Annotated in this window: 18 protein-coding genes and 3 tRNA genes; 10 read left to right on the top strand and 11 right to left on the bottom strand. The window is 58.1% G+C overall.

Annotation, left to right across the window (positions count from 1 at the left end; all coding sequences use genetic code 11):
- Positions 1 to 270: 270 nt before the first annotated feature.
- The 3 genes from ilvA to AACY31_RS20780 all read right to left on the bottom strand — a co-directional run bounded on the left by ilvA (position 271) and on the right by AACY31_RS20780 (position 3177).
- Entirely contained in the window at positions 271 to 1278 is a 1008-nt protein-coding gene (gene ilvA / locus AACY31_RS20770; RefSeq protein ID WP_339505041.1) for a threonine ammonia-lyase, biosynthetic, read from the bottom strand.
- Between the two features lie 370 nt (positions 1279 to 1648).
- Complete coding sequence (locus AACY31_RS20775; RefSeq protein ID WP_339482812.1) at positions 1649 to 2797, bottom strand: PQQ-dependent sugar dehydrogenase; 1149 nt, start codon at positions 2795 to 2797, stop codon at positions 1649 to 1651.
- 38 nt (positions 2798 to 2835) lie between these two features.
- On the bottom strand, positions 2836 to 3177 hold the full coding sequence (locus tag AACY31_RS20780; protein WP_339482811.1) for a hypothetical protein: 342 nt from the start codon (positions 3175 to 3177) through the stop codon (positions 2836 to 2838).
- 256 nt (positions 3178 to 3433) lie between these two features.
- Between AACY31_RS20780 and ku the strand changes: the two genes are divergently transcribed.
- Together ku and ligD are read left to right on the top strand one after the other, a co-directional pair.
- Positions 3434 to 4324 (top strand): non-homologous end joining protein Ku, encoded by an 891-nt coding sequence (gene ku, locus AACY31_RS20785; protein WP_339482810.1) that lies wholly within the window; start codon positions 3434 to 3436, stop codon positions 4322 to 4324.
- Positions 4325 to 4356: 32 nt separating this feature from the next.
- Positions 4357 to 6324 carry a DNA ligase D gene (gene ligD / locus AACY31_RS20790; protein WP_339482809.1) on the top strand — a complete coding sequence of 656 codons (1968 nt, stop codon included), beginning with the start codon at positions 4357 to 4359 and terminating at the stop codon, positions 6322 to 6324.
- Positions 6325 to 6451: 127 nt separating this feature from the next.
- Here ligD and lpxO read toward each other — a convergent pair whose 3' ends face one another.
- Positions 6452 to 7351: a lipid A hydroxylase LpxO gene (lpxO, locus tag AACY31_RS20795; RefSeq protein ID WP_339482808.1), complete on the bottom strand. Its 900-nt coding sequence runs from the start codon at positions 7349 to 7351 to the stop codon at positions 6452 to 6454.
- A 401-nt stretch (positions 7352 to 7752) separates the two neighbouring features.
- On the opposite strand from lpxO, the gene AACY31_RS20800 reads away from it, so the two are divergent.
- Together AACY31_RS20800 and AACY31_RS20805 are read left to right on the top strand one after the other, a co-directional pair.
- The gene (locus tag AACY31_RS20800) at positions 7753 to 9342 is read left to right on the top strand and encodes an ABC-F family ATPase (protein ID WP_003181279.1); all 1590 of its coding nucleotides are present in this window, start codon (positions 7753 to 7755) and stop codon (positions 9340 to 9342) included.
- A 231-nt stretch (positions 9343 to 9573) separates the two neighbouring features.
- Complete coding sequence (locus AACY31_RS20805) at positions 9574 to 10767, top strand: MFS transporter (RefSeq protein ID WP_339482807.1); 1194 nt, start codon at positions 9574 to 9576, stop codon at positions 10765 to 10767.
- Positions 10768 to 10935: 168 nt separating this feature from the next.
- On the opposite strand, the gene AACY31_RS20810 is transcribed toward AACY31_RS20805, so the two are convergent.
- On the bottom strand, positions 10936 to 11607 hold the full coding sequence (locus tag AACY31_RS20810; protein ID WP_339482806.1) for a Bax inhibitor-1/YccA family protein: 672 nt from the start codon (positions 11605 to 11607) through the stop codon (positions 10936 to 10938).
- 124 nt (positions 11608 to 11731) lie between these two features.
- On the opposite strand from AACY31_RS20810, the gene AACY31_RS20815 reads away from it, so the two are divergent.
- From AACY31_RS20815 to AACY31_RS20825, 3 genes are all read left to right on the top strand, one after another.
- A tRNA-Ser gene (locus AACY31_RS20815) sits at positions 11732 to 11819 on the top strand.
- A 124-nt stretch (positions 11820 to 11943) separates the two neighbouring features.
- Complete coding sequence (locus tag AACY31_RS20820) at positions 11944 to 12798, top strand: SPFH domain-containing protein (protein WP_339482850.1); 855 nt, start codon at positions 11944 to 11946, stop codon at positions 12796 to 12798.
- Positions 12799 to 13062: 264 nt separating this feature from the next.
- Entirely contained in the window at positions 13063 to 14859 is a 1797-nt protein-coding gene (locus AACY31_RS20825; protein ID WP_339505042.1) for a DAHL domain-containing protein, read from the top strand.
- 148 nt (positions 14860 to 15007) lie between these two features.
- On the opposite strand, the gene AACY31_RS20830 is transcribed toward AACY31_RS20825, so the two are convergent.
- Positions 15008 to 15199 carry a DUF2188 domain-containing protein gene (locus AACY31_RS20830; protein ID WP_339482803.1) on the bottom strand — a complete coding sequence of 64 codons (192 nt, stop codon included), beginning with the start codon at positions 15197 to 15199 and terminating at the stop codon, positions 15008 to 15010.
- A 103-nt stretch (positions 15200 to 15302) separates the two neighbouring features.
- Positions 15303 to 16202, bottom strand: a complete 900-nt coding sequence (locus AACY31_RS20835; protein WP_339482801.1) for a polysaccharide deacetylase family protein — start codon at positions 16200 to 16202, stop codon at positions 15303 to 15305.
- A 230-nt stretch (positions 16203 to 16432) separates the two neighbouring features.
- On the opposite strand from AACY31_RS20835, the gene AACY31_RS20840 reads away from it, so the two are divergent.
- Both AACY31_RS20840 and AACY31_RS20845 read left to right on the top strand, forming a co-directional pair.
- Positions 16433 to 16687, top strand: a complete 255-nt coding sequence (locus AACY31_RS20840) for a DUF6555 family protein (protein WP_212800349.1) — start codon at positions 16433 to 16435, stop codon at positions 16685 to 16687.
- Between the two features lie 152 nt (positions 16688 to 16839).
- The gene (locus tag AACY31_RS20845; RefSeq protein ID WP_003201752.1) at positions 16840 to 17070 is read left to right on the top strand and encodes a hypothetical protein; all 231 of its coding nucleotides are present in this window, start codon (positions 16840 to 16842) and stop codon (positions 17068 to 17070) included.
- Between the two features lie 169 nt (positions 17071 to 17239).
- Here the strand turns inward: AACY31_RS20845 and AACY31_RS20850 are convergent, their stop codons facing one another.
- A complete protein-coding gene (locus AACY31_RS20850; protein ID WP_003201747.1) occupies positions 17240 to 17425 on the bottom strand; it encodes a hypothetical protein in 186 nt (61 codons plus the stop codon).
- 280 nt (positions 17426 to 17705) lie between these two features.
- On the opposite strand from AACY31_RS20850, the gene AACY31_RS20855 reads away from it, so the two are divergent.
- The gene (locus AACY31_RS20855; protein ID WP_339482800.1) at positions 17706 to 18068 is read left to right on the top strand and encodes an NUDIX hydrolase; all 363 of its coding nucleotides are present in this window, start codon (positions 17706 to 17708) and stop codon (positions 18066 to 18068) included.
- Between the two features lie 129 nt (positions 18069 to 18197).
- On the opposite strand, the gene AACY31_RS20860 is transcribed toward AACY31_RS20855, so the two are convergent.
- From AACY31_RS20860 to AACY31_RS20870, 3 genes are all read right to left on the bottom strand, one after another.
- Positions 18198 to 18647: a hypothetical protein gene (locus AACY31_RS20860; RefSeq protein ID WP_339482849.1), complete on the bottom strand. Its 450-nt coding sequence runs from the start codon at positions 18645 to 18647 to the stop codon at positions 18198 to 18200.
- A 252-nt stretch (positions 18648 to 18899) separates the two neighbouring features.
- Positions 18900 to 18986: transfer RNA gene (locus AACY31_RS20865), tRNA-Leu, on the bottom strand.
- Positions 18987 to 19179: 193 nt separating this feature from the next.
- Positions 19180 to 19253 (bottom strand) — tRNA-Cys (locus tag AACY31_RS20870).
- Between the last annotated feature and the right edge of the window lie 352 nt (positions 19254 to 19605).

Below are 19605 nucleotides of genomic sequence, written 5' to 3' on the forward strand. Positions count from 1 at the left end.
CACTTTCAGTCAACGAGTTCGCCAAACGAACCCTTGAATCATCCCGCAAGAAGTATGCCTGTATTGAAAACGTTGCGGATTGATCTGAATCAAGCGTTTAGCTTCGTCCCGCGCCAGATAGTTCGTGCAAAATGCAAGGAAACGCTACTTTCCCCCCTGCAAATTGCAATCGCTTTTATCCGGTTCGCAACCTAGAGTAGCCCCTAATGCGAAGATGCAAGTGGGCATCCGTCGCCTGCTTCAAAAAATGTGTGACGTAGCGTAAATCACTCAAACCGCGCCCACCGCTGCACGCTCGGCCACGTGGCGCAAACTGTCGAAATTGATGTTGGCACCGGAATCGATCGCCACCAATGTCTGGCCTCGCGCCCCCGTGTGCGCCACGTATTGCTTGATGCCTGCCACTGCCAGTGCGCCCGACGGTTCGGTGATGGAACGGGTATCGTCATAGATGTCCTTGATCGCGGCGCACAGTTGATCGTTGCTCACGGTGATCACTTCATCGACACAGAAACGGCAGATATCGAAGCCATGGGCGCCAATCTGCGCCACGGCCACGCCATCGGCGAAGGTTCCCACCTCTGGCAGGGTTACCTGCTCACCGGCTGCCAGCGCTGCCTGGAGGCAGGCAGAATGCTGCGACTCGACGCCGATGATGCGTACTTCCGGGCGCAGGTACTTGACGTAGGCCGCGATCCCGGCGATCAACCCACCGCCGCCGACCGGGACGAAGATCGCATCCAGCTGGCCGGGGTGCTGGCGCAGGATTTCCATGGCGACAGTGCCCTGCCCGGCGATCACGTCCGGGTCATCGAAAGGCGAGACGAACTCCCGTCCGGTCTGCCCGGCCAGGTCCAGCGCATGCGCCAGGGCAAACGCAAAGCTTTCCCCGTGCAGAATCGCTTCGGCGCCTCGGTTGCGCACGCCCAGCACCTTCAATTGCACAGTGGTCACAGGCATGACGATGCTGGCCGAAATACCCAATTCCCGTGCCGCCAGCGCAACGCCCTGGGCATGATTGCCGGCAGACGCGGTGATGACGCCACGGGCGCGCTGCTGCGGGGTCAGATGCACGAGTTTGTTATAGGCACCGCGGATCTTGAAAGAAAAGGTTGGTTGCAGGTCTTCGCGCTTGAGCAGGATCCGGTTACCCAAGGCCTCGGACAGTGCGGAAGCCGCTTGCAGCGGCGTGCGTACGGCCAATTCATAGACTGGCGCGGCGAGAATCTTCTTAACGTAGTGCTCAAGCAGGGCTTGCTCGGTGCGGGTAACGGTCATGGCGATCTCCTGGTTCGGGCGGAGCCCAGGAGACAGAAAGAAAAAACCCGCCTCCAGGGCGGGTTGGGTGCAGCCGTCAGCTAACCCGCCAAATAAGGAATGGCGGTAATAATGCTTGGCTGGCTGCGCAGTACGGTTGAAGTCATGGCTGGAAGTTAGCGGTGCGTTGGTGGCAAGTCAATGGCAAATATGTTGGAGCTGGCGAAGCTTTTGATCTTTTGATCTTTTGATCTTTTGATCTTTTGATCTTTCGCTTGAGATTCAATTGTCTTGGGAAAGATCGCAGCCTCGTTGCACTCGACAGCTCCTACACAGCTCCTACGCAGTTCCTAGATGAATGGCTGCACATGAACGCCTACAGGGCGGTGCGTCATTTGAGTCCGACTTTATACAACGCCCCGTCGTCCTCATCCGTCAGCACATACAGGTAACCGTCCGGGCCTTGACGAACGTCCCGGACTCGCGCCTTGAGCTCACCCAGCAAACGCTCTTCGTGGACGACCTTGTCGCCCTGCAATTGCAGGCGAATCAGTTCCCCGGGCACCAGCGCCCCGATGAACACGTTGCGCTGCCAGGCCTTGAAACGATCATGGTCGTAGAACGCCATGCCACTGAGCCCCGGTGACACCTGCCAGACGTGATGTGGGCCAAGGCTGCCCTCGACAGTCTTGCCCTGGGCTTCGGGAATCGGGGCGCCGGAGTAGTTGATGCCATGGGTCGCCAATGGCCAGCCGTAGTTCTTGCCGCGCTCGATGATGTTCATCTCATCACCGCCCTTGGGTCCGTGTTCGTTCTCCCACAACGTGCCATTCCAAGGGTTGAGGGCCGCCCCCTGGGGGTTACGCATGCCGTAGGACCATATTTCGGGACGGACGTTTTTCTGGCCGACAAAGGGGTTGTCGTCGGGCACCTTGCCGTCGGGGTAGATGCGCACGACCTTGCCTTGCAGCTTGTCCAGGTCCTGGGCGGTGGGCCGCTCGTTATTTTCCCCCAAGGTAATGAACAGATAGCCATCGCGGTCGAAGACCAGGCGCGAGCCAAAGTGGTTGCCCGTGGACAGCTTGGGTTGCTGACGGAAGATCACGTCGAAATTCTTCAGGCTTTTGAGGTCTTCGGCCAGTTGCCCACGCCCCACGGCGGTGCCGGCCTTGCCGTCTGCGCCCGCCTCGGCGTAAGACAGGTAGACGGTACGATCCTGCTTGAAATCGGGCGACAGCACCACGTCCAGCAGACCGCCCTGCCCCTTGGCCCATACTTCAGGCACGCCACTCAAGGGTGTGGACAATTGGCCATCGAGGCTGACCACGCGCAGGTTGCCCGGTCGCTCCGTCACCAGCATGCCCTGCTGGCCAGGCAGGAATGCGACAGACCAAGGGTGCTCAAGTCCCTTGACCACGGTGGTCACTTCCACGGTGCCCTCCTCGCTCTTGAATGATTGGGTCGGCGCGGCAGCAGCCGACGTGGCAAGGGTCAGGGCAGCGCTGGCGCAACATGCGGCCAGGAGTGTTTTACGCAACATGCACAATTCCTTCTGTGGTGTGAAAAGAGCGCGACGACCTAGCGGTTGCCATTCTGGGTGCTCCTGGGTGGCGTCGGAGCCTCGATGGTGGGACGCGGCGAGCCCGGTGGCTGGCCGGAACGGGGATAACCATTGCCAATGCCGCCGTTTTCCAGGGTCGGTGGGCGCAGTACCGGCACCGTCGGGTTGTCATGAATCGTCGGCACGTTGGACCGCGTGCCCTGCATGCTATTGGGATTGGCCCGCCGCGTCGGGCTGTTATAGGGATTGTTGTTGCCCGGTAGATTCTGGGCCAGAACCATGGGGCCTCCGCCCGGCGTGGCAGCTTGGGCAGCGGCGGTCAGAAATAGCGTAATGATGGCAACCATCAGCCTGTTCATTCGGACACCTCTTGAGTTCAGGCATATCGAAAGCACGCTACGCCGCAGGTTCGCCCTTGTTAAGCGAAATGTCCGGGTGAAGATGTAACGAAACGTCTGCGAACCAATGCGTGCGGGCTTGCTCGTGACAGCGGAGGGTCAACTTGCGTCAATGGCGCCTGTACTGCCGCCATCGCGAGCAAGCTCGCAAAATGGAAACTTTTCCCAAGCCGCGAAGGTCACCAGAAAGACATCCACCGGCAAGGACAACACCACCATGGCACGGGCAATTTGGAAAGGCGCAATCAGTTTCGGACTGGTCCATATTCCTGTCGCGCTGGTGTCGGCCACCTCCTCCCAGGGTGTGGATTTTGACTGGCTGGACAAACGCAGCATGGACCCGGTGGGCTACAAACGGGTCAACAAGGCGACGGGTAAGGAGGTGACCAAGGACGACATCGTCAAGGGCGTCCAGTACCACAAAGGCCAGTACGTGTTGCTCAGCGAGGAAGAAATTCGTTCCGCCCACCCCAAGTCCACCCAGACCATCGATATCTTTTCCTTTGTCAACAGCGAGAAGATCCCACTGCAAAACATCGACACACCCTATTTCCTCGCCCCTGACAAACGCGGTGGCAAAGTCTATGCCCTACTGCGCGAAACCCTGGTCAAGACTCACAAGGTCGCCCTGGCTCATGTCGTGTTGCATACCCGCCAGCACCTGGCGGCGCTCATGCCCCTTGAATCGGCGCTGGTACTGGTGATGCTGCGCTGGCCTGCTGACGTGCGCGACCTTGATGTCCTGGAGCTGAGCGACGAGGTGACGAACCCGACCCTGGCCAAGGGCGAGCTGGAAATGGCCAAGCGTCTCGTGCAAGACATGAGCGCCGACTGGGAGCCGCAAGAATACCGGGACAGTTTCGAAGACAAAATCATGGAGCTGGTGGAAAAAAAAGCCAACGAAGGCCGCCTCGAAGCGGTGGAGACTGCCCCAGGCGAAGAACAACGCAAGACGGCCGATGTCGTCGACCTTACAGAGTTGCTCAAGCGCAGCCTGGGCAGCAAGGGCAAAGCCACCGACAAATCCGCCGGGAAGGCGCCTGCAAAACCTGCAAAACCCCGCAAATCCGTTCCTGCCAAAAAAGCCACCAAGGCCTCCCGGGGGTAACCCCTGGCGTGCGCAATAGAAGGGAATCTGTCATGGCCAACGCCAAGAGTGAATCTGCTCGTTTGTCTAACGCCAAGTCGGACACTACAACGGCCCGCAAGGCGCCTCAAAACCGCCTGCCCGAGCGCCTGTCGCCGCACCTGGCCACGCCCGTGGAAGAACCGCCCACCGGCGAATGGCGCTATGAAGTCCAGTTCCACGGTTATCGACTGCTGACCCGCATCGAACAGGGCGAAATCCGCTTGTTCAATAGCAATCACCAGGACTGGACCGAGCGTCTGAAGCTGCATGCCGATGCCCTGGCCGAGTTGAACCTGGGGGACAGTTGGCTCGACGGCGAACTGGTGCTGCTCGATGAGACCGGCCACTGCGATTTCGCGGCCCTGCGCCAGGCTTTCGACATCAGCCGCACGGTCGACATGGTGTACTTCCTATTCGATGCGCCGTTCCTCAACGGTGTCGACCTGCGCCAGGCGCCGGTGGAGGAACGCCGTGCGGCCCTGAAAAAAGCCCTTGGCAACAACGCCAGCAAGCGCCTGCGCTTTTCCGAGTCGTTTTCTGCCAGCCAGCACGACATGTTCGAAAGCGCTATCGCGCTCTCACTGGACAGCGTGGTCGGCAAGCGCCTGGGCAGCCCTTATATGTCCCGGCGAAGCGCCGATTGGGTAAAACTCAAGTGCCGGTTGCGCCAAGCCTTCGTCATCGTCGGGTTCACCCGCCCCCAAGGCAAGCGCAGCGGTTTCGGCGCGTTGCTGCTGGCCGTCAACGGGCCGTCTGGGCTGGTGTACGCCGGTCGGGTCGGCACGGGGTTCAGCCAGGCGCAAATCAAACAATTACACCCGCAACTGTGCGCGCAGCAGCGCGAGACTCCGCCACTGGCTTTGCCACTCAACGGTGTGCGGGGACGGGGCGTGCAGTGGGTCGAGCCTGGCCTGACCTGCGAGGTCGAGTTCACTGAATGGACTCACGATAACCGGGTGCGGCAGGCTACTTTCCTGGACTTGTCGGGCAATATGCCGGCCAACAAGGTGTTTCGCGAACAGCCTCTGCCAATAAAGCCCACGACGCCAGAACCCAAGCGCCGCAGCAAAGCCCGCGCGGCCAAAGTCGACGGCGTGACCATCACCCACCCTGATCGGGTCATCGACGGTGTCAGCGGTGTGCAGAAAGCCGAGTTGGCGCAGTATTACCTGGACATCGCTCCGTGGATCCTGCCGCACCTCAAGCGGCGCCCGGTCGCGCTGTTGCGGGCGCCGGACGGTATCGGTGAAGAGCAGTTCTTCCAAAAACACGCCGATCGCCTGGACATTCCCCATATCAAACAGCTGGATCCGCGACTGGACCCGGGCCATGCAGCGCTGATGGAAATCGATGACATCCACGCCCTGGTCAGCGCGGCGCAGATGGGTACAGTGGAACTGCACACCTGGACCGCGACCCACGACCGGATCGAGACGCCCGACCTGTTTGTCCTGGACCTGGACCCGGACCCTTCGCTGCCCTGGAGCGCCATAATCGAGGCGACCCATATGACCTTGGCGGTGCTCGACGAGTTGGGTTTGCAGGCTTTTCTCAAGACCAGCGGTGGCAACGGCATGCACGTGATCGTGCCCTTGGCGAGAAGTGAAGGCTGGGACACCGCCAAGGCGTTCGCCAAAGCCATCTCGCAGTTCCTGACCCGGCAAATGCCAGAGCGCATCACGGCCACCATGGGCCCAAAGAACCGCGTCGGGAAAATATTCGTCGACTACCTGCGCAACGCTCGCGGTGCCAGCACGGTAGCTGCCTACTCGGTACGCGCCAGGCCAGGCCTGCCAGTCTCGGTGCCAATCGCCCGGGCCGAACTGTCGACCCTGCGCAACGCCCAGCAATGGGACATCTATACCGCGCAGGAACGGGCAAAGGGCTTGGGCGCCGATCCCTGGGAAGGCTACAACCACCGCCAGCGCATCACGGCCAGGATGTGGGAGCAACTGAATGCACAAAAACCCACCAACTGAACACCCTGTAGGGACGTAGGGACGTAGGAGCTGTCGAGTACAACGAGGCTGCGATCTTTCCACAACCCATAGAGTCCAGAGCAAACGATCAAAATCAAAATCAAAAGTTCGCAGGCCTCCCCAGCGCCTACATCCAGATAAAGATCACCAGCAGGCCACCAAAGAACGCCCACTTCTGCAGGTAATACAGCGTGCGGTTGCGCTTTTTCAGGGCCTTGCCCTGCAACCGTATCTTGTAGAGCCTGGAGAACGCCCGGTTCAAGGCGCCCGTCCTGTCGCCCGCGTCGTTGGGCGCGCCGGCCGCTGTCATCACGGTGCGGCTGAACCAGCGGTTGAACGCGGTAGCCCAGCGAAACTTCATGGGCCGTTCCACGTCGCAGAACAGGATGATGCGATTATGGCCGGTGGTGTTATGGGCGTAATGAATGAACGTTTCGTCGAAGATCACCGCCTCGCCATCGCGCCAATGATAAGGCTCGCCATCGACATTGATGTAGCAACCAGCATCGTTGGGTGTTTCCAGGCCCAGGTGATACCGATAGGACCCGGCATAGGGGTCGCGGTGCCGGACCAGCTTCGAGCCCGGCGGCAACTCGGCGAACATCGCCGCCTTGATCGAGCCGATGCTCTGCACCAGTTCGGTGGTACGGGGGCACAGCTTCATGGCCGAAGGATGGCTGTCGCCGTACCACTTCAGGTAGAAGCGCTTCCAACCGGTCTTGAAGAACGAGTTGAAGCCCACATCGTCGTATTGATCGGAACGCTTGATCTCCCCCGCGCGCAGCAGCTCCTGGCCTTCCGCCCGGATCTCCTCCCAGTGGGCCTGCAACGGGCTCAGGTCCGGGAACTGCGCCGGGCTCAGGAAAGGCCTGTTGGGCAGTTTCGAGCACAGGTAAAGCAGGCAATTGATCGGGGCGAGAAACGACGAATGATCGCTCAACTGGCGTCCGAACTTATGCCGCACGCGACCGCGCAGGTGAACGTAGCCAATGGAGAAGATGTAGATCGCGACAATGATGAGCTTCACGAAAAACCGCCACAATGCTGGAGTGGACAGGTCGTTTCCCTGGCCAGTCAAGCGACAGGCAGATGGCACAGGGGGAAATGGCATTTTAGCCACAGTTTGTAACCAAAAGTTATCCTTCCATTGTGAAAAACTGTCTTGCCCGGGCAATACCCTATCGTTTATGCGGCCAGACCAGTACAATCGCCGCCAACTATTACGCGCCCCCTTTGGCCGATGCCGCAAACGCGGCCTCGGCGCACGTCTACCGGGCCAGGCGCTCCGTATGCTGCTGTCCTCTTATGCCGGATGGACCCTTGCGCTTGCGACCGCGACACCTTTGCGCGGTCGGGACGTGCGCAAATAGGTACTGAACAGGTACTGCCGCACCCTTAGCTACTCTGAATGTTCCGCAGGATAAACCTTTGATCTCTACAGCTAACATCACGATGCAGTTCGGCGCCAAGCCACTGTTCGAAAACGTCTCTGTCAAATTCGGCGCGGGTAACCGCTACGGTCTGATTGGCGCCAACGGTTGCGGCAAGTCGACCTTCATGAAAATCCTCGGCGGTGACCTCGAGCCGTCCGGCGGCCAGGTCATGCTCGAGCCGAACGTGCGCCTGGGTAAACTGCGCCAGGACCAGTTCGCCTACGAAGAATTCACCGTGATCGACACCGTGATCATGGGTCACGAAGAGCTGTGGAAGGTCAAGGCCGAGCGCGATCGCATCTATTCGCTGCCGGAAATGACCGAAGAAGACGGCATGGCCGTGGCCGAGCTGGAAACCGAATTTGCCGAGATGGACGGCTACACCGCCGAATCCCGTGCCGGTGAACTGCTGTTGGGCCTGGGGATTGGCATCGAGCAGCATTTCGGCCCGATGAGCGAAGTATCACCAGGCTGGAAACTGCGTGTGTTGCTGGCCCAGGCACTGTTCTCCGACCCGGAAGTGCTGCTGCTCGACGAACCGACCAACCACCTGGATATCAACACCATCCGCTGGCTGGAAAACGTGCTGACCCAGCGTTCGAGCCTGATGATCATCATCTCCCACGACCGTCACTTCCTGAACAGTGTCTGCACCCACATGGCGGACCTGGACTACGGCGAGCTGCGCCTGTTCCCGGGCAACTACGACGAGTACATGACCGTGGCGACCCAGTCCCGCGAGCAACTGCTGTCGGACAACGCCAAGAAGAAAGCGCAGATTTCCGAGCTGCAGTCGTTCGTCAGCCGTTTCTCGGCAAACGCCTCGAAAGCCAAGCAGGCCACCTCTCGCGCCAAGCAGATCGACAAGATCCAACTGGCCGAGGTCAAGCCATCGAGCCGCGTCAGCCCGTTCATTCGCTTCGAACAAACCAAAAAGCTGCACCGTCAGGCGGTCATTGTCGAACGCATGGCCAAGGGTTTTGACGGCAAGCCACTGTTCAAGGACTTCAGTTTCACCGTCGAAGCCGGTGAACGCGTGGCGATCATTGGCCCGAACGGTATCGGCAAGACCACCTTGCTGCGCACCCTGGTCAATGAGCTGGAACCCGATGCCGGCACCGTGAAATGGACCGACGCCGCGGAACTGGGCTACTACGCCCAGGACCATGCCCACGATTTCGAAGACGACGTCAACCTGTTCGACTGGATGGGCCAATGGACCCAGGGCGGCGAACAACTGGTTCGTGGCACCTTGGGCCGTATGCTGTTTTCCAACGACGAGATCCTCAAGTCGGTCAAGGTCATTTCCGGTGGTGAGCAAGGCCGCATGCTGTTCGGCAAGCTGATCCTGCAAAAGCCGAACGTGCTGGTGATGGACGAACCGACCAACCACTTGGACATGGAATCGATCGAGGCGCTGAACCTGGCGCTGGAAAACTACCCGGGCACGCTGATCTTCGTCAGCCATGACCGTGAGTTCGTCTCCTCCCTGGCCACCCGCATCATCGAACTGAGCGCCGATGGCGTGGTCGACTTCAGCGGCACCTATGACGACTACCTGCGTAGCCAGGGTGTGGTGTTCTAAGGACGGCCCTTGGCTGTTCGCTGTAAAAGCAAAGCCCTGTCCACTGTGACAGGGCTTTTTGTATTGCAAGGGTAAAACTGTGAGCGGGCTTGCTCGCGAAGCGGCCGGTGCATACAACCTCAATTGAAACTGACCATCCGCCTTCGCCAGCACATTTAGTTAGCCTGCTTTCTTTTATCCCCTCCTCGCGCCATGATGAGGCTCTCTTACCGCTGCCCGCGAACGAGCCCTATGCCCAAGCCCTCACCTGCCTCCAGCTCCCTGTCGATCACCCTGCAGATCGTCTCCATCGTTTTCTACACCTTCATCGCCTTTCTCTGCATCGGCCTGCCCATTGCCGTGCTGCCGGGTTATGTCCACGAACAACTGGGCTTCAGCGCGGTGGTGGCCGGGTTGACCATCGGCTCACAGTACCTGGCGACCCTGCTCAGCCGCCCCATGGCCGGGCGGCTGTCGGACAGCGTTGGCACCAAGCGGGCAATCGTCTACGGGCTGACGGGGATTGTGCTCAGCGGCTTGCTGACGCTGCTCTCGATCTTGTTGCAAAGCTTTCCCCTGGCCAGTCTGTTGATTCTGATTGTTGGGCGCTTGCTGCTTGGCGTGGCCCAAGGGCTGATTGGCGTGGGCACCATCAGCTGGTGCATGGGCCAGGTGGGTGTGGAGCACACCGCCCGCTCGATTTCCTGGAACGGCATCGCCTCGTACGGAGCCATCGCCATCGGTGCGCCGTTGGGCGTGGTGATGGTCGGTGAGCTGGGGTTCGCCAGCCTGGGCGTTGCGTTGTCGCTGCTAGCCGGGGCGGCGCTGTTGATCATTCGCAACAAGCCGTCGGTGCCGGTCATTCGCGGTGAGCGCTTGCCTTTCTGGGCGGTGTTTGGACGCATTGCGCCATTCGGGGCGGGCCTGAGCCTGGCATCGATCGGCTACGGCACGCTCACCACGTTCATCACATTGTTTTATGTCAGTCGCGGCTGGACCGGCGCGGCCTGGTGCCTGACGGTCTTCGGTGCCTGCTTCATCCTGGCGCGGTTGTTGTTCATTTCCAGCATCGCCCGCTTCGGTGGCTTCAACTCAGCCATTGCCTGCATGAGCATCGAAACCCTCGGCCTGGTATTGCTGTGGCTGGCGCCGTCCACCGCGTTCGCCCTGGTCGGTGCCGGGCTGGCCGGTTTCGGGCTATCGCTGGTATACCCGGCGCTGGGGGTGGAGGCCATCAAGCAAGTGCCGAACACCAGCCGTGGCGCGGGTTTGAGCGCCTATGCGGTGTTCTTCGACCTGGCGCTGGCGATTGCCGGTCCGCTGATGGGGGCGGTGGCGTTGAACCTGGGCTATTCATCGATCTTCTTCTGCGCCGCCTTGTTATCCGTCACTGGTCTGGGCCTGACCCTGCTGCTGCGTCGCCGAGCTATAAACGCACCTTGTTGATCATAATGCTGTTCACTCTGGGAAAAACGGTGCTTGTTTCACGAATGGAAAGCCAGGCCCTTCAAAAAAAACCAAAAAAAACGGCGCTTTTCATTTCTGAAAAAACGCCGTTGTTTCTATGTGAACAGCATCACGCCAAAGCGGGCTTCTCACTCATCACCAATGCAATCAGTCGTCGCGACCCATCAGGCCGAACAGCTGCAGCAAGCTGACGAACAGGTTGTAGATCGATACATACAGGCTAATAGTGGCCATGATGTAGTTACGCTCGCCGCCGTGGATGATAGCGCTGGTCTGGTACAGGATGCAGACCGACGAAAACAGCACGAAGCCGGCGCTGATCGCCAGTTGCAGGCCGCTGATCTGGAAGAAGAAGCTGGCCAGCACTGCCCCCAGCAACACGAAGAAACCTGCGGTGATGAAGCCACCCAGGAAGCTCATGTCCTTGCGGGAAATCAGCACGTAGGCCGACAGACCACCGAACACCAATGCGGTCATTGCGAAGGCCGAGCTGACCACTTCAGCGCCGCCCTGCATTTGCAGGTAGCGATTGAGGATCGGGCCGAGCAAAAAGCCCATGAAGCCGGTCAGGGCGAAAGCCGACACCAGGCCCCAGGCCGAATCACGGAGTTTGTTGGTGAGGAAGAAAAGGCCGTAGAAACCGATCAGCACAACGAAGATGTTCGGGTAACCCACCCGCATCTGTTGTGCGACGTAAGCCATCACACCGCTGAAAGCGAGTGTGAGTGCCAGCAACCCATAAGTGTTGCGCAGGACGCGGCTAACCTCTAGCTGCTCAGCCTGCACGCTGTTGTTCACTGCGTAATCCTGTTCGCGCATGGCGACACTCCTCCGGTTTTGAAACATTCAGTGGCAAGGATAATAACAGACGCTCTGTAACAAGCTACGTAGAGAGTTTGACAGTGTGTTTCATTCGGGTATTATGGCGCCCGCAACGCAATACGGAGGTGTGGCCGAGTGGTTTAAGGCAACGGTCTTGAAAACCGTCGACTGTAACAGGTCCATGAGTTCGAATCCCATCGCCTCCGCCATCTTTATACGAAAAAGCCCTGATTATTCAGGGCTTTTTCGTGTCTGGCATTCGCAATACCGATTGCAGCTTCAACATTGGACACAGCTATGGCAAACCCCATCCAGCCACTCAAGGAAAGAAAAGTGCCCCATAAAACCATCGGCTCCATCGTCGCAGCAATCGGGGGCATCCTCCTGTTGTGTATATTCTTCAGCAGCTGGTACACGGTCGACGAAACCGAGCGCGGCGTGCTGCTGCGCAACGGGGCGTTGGTCGGGGTGATTGAACCGGGGCTGTCCTTCAAGATGCCATTTATCGAGTCGGTACGCCTGATCAGCGTCCAGAACCAAGTGACGGCTTATGAAGACCTACAGGCCTACAGCAAGGACCAACAGTCTGCCCAGCTCAAGGTGTCCGTGTCCTGGCACATCGCGCCTTTGGATGTCGCGAAGGTCTATACCCAGTTCAAGGACCTTGAAGGTATCCGCGACCGGATGATCAGCCGCCAAGTGCCTACCCAGGTGGAAAACGTCTTTGGCAAGTTCAACGCCGTGGCTGCCGTGCAGAACCGCGTCCAACTGGTCAACGATATTTCCACGGCCATCAAGGCCAGCATTACCGGCCCCGTGATCATCGACAGCGTTCAGGTCGAGAACATTGACTTCAGTGATGCCTACGAAAAAGCCATCGAAGCGCGCATGGCTGCGGAAGTCCAGGTCAAGACCCGCGAACAACAGCTCGCCACCGAGCAGGTGCAAGCACAGATTCGCGTGACCCAGGCGCAGGCGGAGGCCGATTCGCAAGTGGCACAGGCCAAGGCAGACGCACTGGCTACCGAGTTGCGCGGCAAAGCCGAAGCCGAAGCCATTAAGGCGCGGGCCCAGGCCCTGGCCAGCAACCAGAACCTGGTGGAGCTGACCAAGGCCGAGCGCTGGAATGGTGTCTTGCCAACCACCGTGCTGCCAAACGGCGCCCTGCCCTTCATCGACATCAAGTAACGCCACGGGCGCGGCCTGCACGGCCGCGCCTGCTCCACTGCGGCGTACTCGCGCAGCAGCATCGCCCCTCTCGTTAGCGCTACACTCAACCATGAACCCGACGTTCATCGTTAGCACGGAGCTCAACGTGTACCCAGGCCAAAGCAAACCTGAACACCAACCCGCACGACGCTTACCTTTCCCCCCTTCCGCCCCCCTTCGAGCATCTCTCCCCCTCGGGAATTCATCGACTCCTTCGGTCAGCGCCCTGAACAGGAGAATAACGTGACCACTATTATCAAAAAATATAAATGGCCCGCCCTGTTGGCTGTCGCGCTTGTTGTGTTTTGCGCACTGATATTCTTTTTAATCAAGTCATACACGTACGACTCATCGACCTACTTTGAATCCCGCGACTTCATTCGCCAGCTCAAGCAGGCCGATGCTAACTGGAACGTCAAGATCCTCAGGAAAAAGATCGGCGTGAACAACAACCTGTCGCTGGCACTGCCGCTTGAGGCCGGCAGTCGATGGGAGCAGTTGGAGCAACTCAATAATTCCGGCCCTTTAGCGGCGCTTTGGGCCTCCAGGCGCAAGGGCTATGTGGAGGCCGTCAAGAACAAGACCTTGTTGGTGGAGCAATTCGAACAGCACAACGCCAATCTACGCACATCCCTGGATGCGTTGCCGCAGGTCGAAGACCAGATTCAAACGCTACTCAACGACATGAATATCGAAAACCCCATGGAGCGCCTGACCGCAGCGTCCAATGTGCTTCAGTTGACCCTGACAACGCTGGAGTTCGCACTTTATGTCTCGACGGACAAAGCCAAGGAAGTGCAGGGCAAATTAACTGAGCTGGAGCCTTACATTCACCAGTTGCCTGCGGCCTATCAGCCCCCGTTCATGACCCTGACCCACCACGTCCAGACCATTGCCCAGGAACAACCTGTCGTCAATGACCTACTTGATCGCATCAGCGTCATTCCGGTTGCCCAGGAGCTGGACAGCATCAATGAGCTGCTGAACGAGACACAGCGCAGGACCGCCGCAACGGACCGTCAATATCATCTCTACCTGGCGGTGTGCGCCAGCGTGATGGCACTGTTGATGATCTACCTGGCGGTGCGACTGGTTCGCAGTTACGCCGTCATCAATCAGATCAACCAGGAACTGCAAGTGTCCAATGAACGGCTCGAGGAGCGCGTACAGGAGCGCACCCAAGAGCTGAAGGAGGCCGAACGCGAATTGGTGGATGCGGCCCGAATGGCGGGCATGGCCGAAATAGCCACGAATGTGTTGCACAACGTCGGAAATGTGCTCAACAGCGTGAATATTTCGGCCGAGCTCGTGACCCGCAAGTTGAGGAACAGCAAGACGCTCGGGCTGACTAAAGCGGTCAAGATGATGAATGAACATGCCGAGGATCTTGGACAGTTCATCACCCTTGATGAAAAAGGCCGGTTGCTGCCACGCTATTTCAACGAACTGGTCGATTCCATCGCCGCGGAACAGGCAGTGCTTATCGATGAGCTGGCGCAGTTGACCAAGAGCATCGATCACATCAAGGAAATCGTCACCACTCAACAAACCTATGCAGGGGCCGCCAGACTGATCGAACCGCTCAATGTCAGCAATCTGTTCGAAGATGCGCTACGTATGAATTCGGGCGCGCTCAGCCGGCATCACGTCACTGTCATCAAGGAATACCAGGACGTTCCTGCGATCATGGGAGACAAGCACAGGTTGCTGCTGATCCTGATCAACCTGATCAGCAACGCCAAAATCGCCATGTCGCACATCAGTGAGCATCCGCGGGAAATGACCCTGGGGATTCGCATCCTCGACGAAACCACGCTATGCCTCAGCGTCAAGGACCGAGGCGAAGGTATTGCCCCGGAGAACCTGGCCCGCATCTTCAACCATGGCTTCACGACCCGCAAGGACGGCCATGGATTTGGCTTGCACAGCTGCGCCCTGGCGGCGGTAGAAATGAATGGCCGCCTCTATGTCCATAGCGACGGACCGGGGCAAGGCGCCCTATTTACCTTGGAAGTTCCGCTGGAATTGGCACGCGCCTGATGAGTGACGGACGTTGGCTGCCCCCGCTGCTATCGTAAGCAAGCTCCCACAGGGGACGATTGCTGAACACCCGGGAAACCTGTGGGAGCGAGCTTGCTCGCGATGGCGGCGTACCTGTCACCGAGAGGTTGGATGTACCGCCCCCTACCTATTTCGTGTTGACAGACCGATCGCTACAGCTTCTGCGGGTCGGCAACGCGGCGGCGTAGGCCAGCGCTTCCTCACGGGAAGCAAAGGAACCCAACCGGTCAGCCTGGGTACAGACCCTCCATGGGCCGCTGTTTACGCTAAGCACGTCATAACCGTTGATGTGCATTTTCGTCAGCATCGCAGTACTCATTGGTCACCTCCTACTTTAACCAAGGGTGCACGGCCTACCATACACGCCGATTGCGCTGGGCGGCCAACCGACCGTCGCGACACCCGCCGCATTCGTGGCGCCCTCAGTGGGAATCCGAATCCCACAACCAGTCCCACAGTCCTGGCAAATGCACGGGCTCGGTACTGTGATCGACCGTCCGAGCCAAGGCCGCTCGCTCCAGTGCCTGGTGGTCATCATAGAACGGCTTGGCGTCGGTCCTCACGCCGGTAGCCTTGGCACTGTCGAGCAGGATCTGCAGGTATTCGCGGGCATGCCGAGCGGTATAACGATTGATGTCGTGAAACGTCACCACCACCGGAATGACCCCATCCACCACCGGCAACTGCCCGGCGGCGATGCGCTCGCGCACCTCGGAAAGTTGCCGGGTCAGGTTGATCCGCCGCCGCGGGCTCATCGTGATGCCCCAGACTTTGCCGTCATTTGCGCTCAGGTCGGTCAACAAAATATGCAGGCCATGGCGCCGGTAGGCGGCAGAAGTACGCCTGTCGAAGCTCCAGAATGGCGGCCTCAGCAAGGTCGGCGCCGCACCTGTAATGGAGGCGATATCGCGCCGGCCACGGGCCAGCGATTGCTCCAGCTCATCCGGATTCAGGAACCGGTGATTGGTGTGCCAGTGGGTCGCCGTATGAAAGGCCAACACATGGCCCTCCTGCTGTTCACGGCGCATTACCGAGCGGCCAATATCACTGCCACCGGCCCGTGGTACGCGGGTCTGCAGAAAAAACACCGCTTTGATGTCGGGCTGTACCGGATTGTCTGCGAGTGCGTCGAGCACCTCCAAGCTAGGGTTCCAGATAGATGAGGCGCTGGGCCCATCATCGAATGTCAGCAGGAAACGGATCGGGGGTTGTTCACGCAAGCGTTGCTCGGTTTGCGGCGTCAGTTCGATGGGGGCGCCAATGCAGCCCGACAAACCGATGGCGAGGGCTGCGATGAACAGCACCCTGGCGATGTTTTTCATGTTTTGCCTTTTGTTGATGCCGCATTGCGTCGCCTTTGATCCTTGGCCTAAGGTGTTGAAGCTCACCTTGGAGAAGGGTAACCGGCTTTGGTTCCTGGCCGCGAGTTCCGGCTGTTTGGCTGTCGCTCCGCGCTCGAGTCTGAGCGGTATTAATTTGACCGTCTGGAAGCTCAATGGAATTTTCCGAATGCCTTTGTATCCATCCGTATAGGACTAATTAGGGAGGACTTATGGGCGGGCCATCGCTTTACATCATTGATTACATGCTCCATGGCGAACCCAAGTCATTCATTATTCGCGCAGAAGTGATGAATAATTCCGAGGCTTGGCATTGGGCCAGTTGCGACGCGGGGGTCGGGCGAATACCGAAATTCGGGAGGGAAAAGGTCAAGCGGGTCTCCAAACCCCTTGCTGAAAAATACGGTATTACCGACGTGCGCTGGCGGGCGAGCGTCACGCCGTCCTGGGTCAAGGAGTCCAGCTGACACCACTCGCATTGTTTCCGACGCACCGGCTGTCTAACCGGACGCCGGATTCTTCGACAGACCTGAAATAACTCAACTACGCTTAAACCACGGCACAGCCCGCCCCTGGCGGGTTTTGTGCTGCCTCATCAACCCTTGAATGGAGGTGTGACATGTCCGAAAAAGAGTCCATCACCACCCTGCTCACCTTGCTGGAATCGCGTCAGGCCAGGCTCACGGCAGCCTGCAAGGAAATCGCCGACTGGGTCGACCACCAAGGCGGGCATCCTACCGCAGTGCGCATCCGGGACCGGCTCAACGACATCGATAAAGACGCCCCGTCGATCCAAAGTGCGCTAACGTCGCTCAAGCCTGCAGAACCCCCTCTGCCCAAGTTCCGCTGACGCGCTGCGCCAGACCTGTTCTCCCTGAGTTCTACCGGTTGGAAAACCGATGGAACGCGTTTTTTTGCGCCTCGAAATTGATCGGCACCGGTGCAAAAGCACAAAGGGAAGCGCAACGCCAGCACGAAATTAGGCACAGCCTTGCAGGCGCCGATCAACGCGCTGGCACCTATCCCCGCTCGTTCAGATAAGCAACCCACTGCTCATAAGCTTCGTGTTGACGCTGGACCGCCTCATCCCAGGTCGATCCGCTCATTTGATGAACACATATGAGCTTCATCATTTCCGACGTTGCCGTATCAAGCTCCACCAGAAGCTCATGGGATTTGATCTTGAAGTCTTCAACAGTGGTCATTTCTCGCTTCCTTCCCCTATCGGGGTCGGCCAGTGCACCCAACATGGATTCATTTTTTTTAAGCTGATTCATTTGAGGCGATAACCGGTCGAAAGCCTAGTGCTAGTGGTCGGAGAAATGAAGCAATGGCAAGCACAAATAATCTCAGTCTTTCCCGCGCCGTCGCGGTCTTAGTGGATAAGACCAGGCAAAACTCGACATTTGAACGAAACAGATACTGTCAGGCGCAAATATTGCAGTTATATTTCAGTTTAATGACAGTCACAGATCGAGTACGACCATGAAAATTCGAGCGACCGTCATCTGCGAGGAAAATCGCCACATCCTCCTGGTTCGCAAAGCCAATAGTCGTTGGGCGCTGCCGGGCGGTACCGTCGAGTGCGGCGAAACCCATGCTGGGGCAGCTATCCGGGAATTGGCAGAGGAAACCGGCCTGGACGTCGAGAACCTGCTCTACTTGATGCGAATGAGTGACGGGCAGACCGAACATCATGTGTTCGAAGCATCGGTCAGCGACTCGACGGCAGCCAAGCCACAGAATGAAATCAGCGATTGCCTCTGGCACCCGCTGGACGCCATTGCCCAACTGCAAATGAAAAAGGGGACGCGGGACATTCTCGAGGCGTTTCGGCGGCGGTTGTGAGGAGCCGGCACCGGTGGTCAACACCTAATAGGCTGCATAATAAATATCATGCAGCCTATTGTTTTATAAGATTTTATCTACAACAGAATCCCCACAACTCTACCGCCAAGCCGCTTTAGCGCGACGGGTTCATTTTTCCTTCCAAGCGGTACTGATTGGATTGACCACGGTATTCTTTTCCTGCGTATAGGTTCCGTTCTGCTGGGCTATCGCTTCGCCGGTGTCGACAATTGCGTTCTGGATAAACACGTTTTGTGCATCACCGCGAATAAAGGTGAGCTGGTGATACGCCGTTTTATTTCCCCAGTCGGGGGACGGTAGGGAGATAAACTTCACCGTGTATGTTTCATCGCTGTGCTGTCCCTGCAAGACATAGACACCGTAATGATTTTCTCCCTGAGAGATGATTTTGTACAAACCGTTGCTGTAGTAATAAATTTCCGCATCGGGATAAGGTTTCTTATCGTACATTTTCCGATAGTGCAGAACTTGTTTAATAGTCGGCTCGCCAAAGTTTACCGCTAGCGTTTTCCCATCAACGGACGTTGTCTCCCCTGCGTATACAGCGCTGCTGCCCATCAAGGTCAACAGACTCATCGTTGCGATTGTTTTCACTCGTCACCTCTCCATGGTTAAAGGATTAGCATACTGGGTAAGGCAGCCTGGAGGACATAACCGCCGGCCACTCACCTTGCCAATCTCAACGCCGAGTGTAGAGGTTTGCGCTTGAAAATACCCGCAGGCTTGGACCCGGTTTCTGCGCCAGTTTTTCAGAAGCAGAAACGAACAAGGGTTTGCGTTAGCTTTCGCTCGCAAACCCTTGATTTTAGATGGTGCCCGAAGCCGGAATCGAACCGGCACGCCCTTACGAGCGGGGGATTTTAAGTCCCATGCGTCTACCAGTTTCGCCATTCGGGCGGTAGCGCGGTTAGCCATGGGAACGTCGGCAAAATCCAATGGCCGATGTTCTGGCTGGTGCAGCAAGAGGGGGAATATATACATCCCTCCCCTGCGAAGCAAGGTAGCTCATGTCCTTTTCGATACAAAAGCTTTCAATGCTTAGCAAATAAAAAAGCTCCGTAAATCATAGATCTACAGAGCTTTTTAAAAGTGGAGGCCGAAGTCGGAATCGAACCGGCGTAGGTGGATTTGCAATCCACTGCATAACCATTTTGCTATTCGGCCTCAGAACGTTTGATGCGATGCTGCCACATCAACCGCGTACAAACCTGATCAGGACACAGGACCTCTAGGTGTCGCTATCCCCTTGAAAACATTGAGATTTTTTACGTCCCAGTGCGTTCGATGGGCGCAATTATGTACTCATTTGCCTAGGCTGACAACCCCTTGATTTCAAAAAAAAATCGTCCAGCGGTCTCGGTGCGCCAGGTAGATATCGGAAGGCTTTTGGGGCTGCTGCGCGGCCCACCAGGAGCAGGCTCCCTCGCCACAGGCGTTTGTGGGGTTGCAGGGTCTTACAGTGCAACGCATGAACCGGCTGTCGCAGGCCTGGACCATTATGGGTAACATACCGGCC

The sequence above is a fragment of the Pseudomonas sp. RL_105y_Pfl2_101 genome, assembly GCF_963970585.1.
Taxonomy (GTDB): Bacteria; Pseudomonadota; Gammaproteobacteria; order Pseudomonadales; family Pseudomonadaceae; genus Aquipseudomonas.

Excerpts from the sequence above, each read along its gene's own strand:
- ilvA (WP_339505041.1), bottom strand. The coding sequence starts at position 1,278 with ATGACCGTTACCCGCACCGAGCAAGCCCTGCTTGAGCACTACGTTAAG.
- AACY31_RS20775 (WP_339482812.1), bottom strand. The coding sequence starts at position 2,797 with ATGTTGCGTAAAACACTCCTGGCCGCATGTTGCGCCAGCGCTGCCCTG.
- AACY31_RS20780 (WP_339482811.1), bottom strand. The coding sequence starts at position 3,177 with ATGAACAGGCTGATGGTTGCCATCATTACGCTATTTCTGACCGCCGCT.
- ku (WP_339482810.1), top strand. The coding sequence starts at position 3,434 with ATGGCACGGGCAATTTGGAAAGGCGCAATCAGTTTCGGACTGGTCCAT.
- ligD (WP_339482809.1), top strand. The coding sequence starts at position 4,357 with ATGGCCAACGCCAAGAGTGAATCTGCTCGTTTGTCTAACGCCAAGTCG.
- AACY31_RS20805 (WP_339482807.1), top strand. The coding sequence starts at position 9,574 with ATGCCCAAGCCCTCACCTGCCTCCAGCTCCCTGTCGATCACCCTGCAG.
- AACY31_RS20810 (WP_339482806.1), bottom strand. The coding sequence starts at position 11,607 with ATGCGCGAACAGGATTACGCAGTGAACAACAGCGTGCAGGCTGAGCAG.
- AACY31_RS20830 (WP_339482803.1), bottom strand. The coding sequence starts at position 15,199 with ATGAGTACTGCGATGCTGACGAAAATGCACATCAACGGTTATGACGTG.
- AACY31_RS20835 (WP_339482801.1), bottom strand. The coding sequence starts at position 16,202 with ATGAAAAACATCGCCAGGGTGCTGTTCATCGCAGCCCTCGCCATCGGT.
- AACY31_RS20840 (WP_212800349.1), top strand. The coding sequence starts at position 16,433 with ATGGGCGGGCCATCGCTTTACATCATTGATTACATGCTCCATGGCGAA.
- AACY31_RS20845 (WP_003201752.1), top strand. The coding sequence starts at position 16,840 with ATGTCCGAAAAAGAGTCCATCACCACCCTGCTCACCTTGCTGGAATCG.
- AACY31_RS20850 (WP_003201747.1), bottom strand. The coding sequence starts at position 17,425 with ATGACCACTGTTGAAGACTTCAAGATCAAATCCCATGAGCTTCTGGTG.
- AACY31_RS20855 (WP_339482800.1), top strand. The coding sequence starts at position 17,706 with ATGAAAATTCGAGCGACCGTCATCTGCGAGGAAAATCGCCACATCCTC.
- AACY31_RS20860 (WP_339482849.1), bottom strand. The coding sequence starts at position 18,647 with ATGGGCAGCAGCGCTGTATACGCAGGGGAGACAACGTCCGTTGATGGG.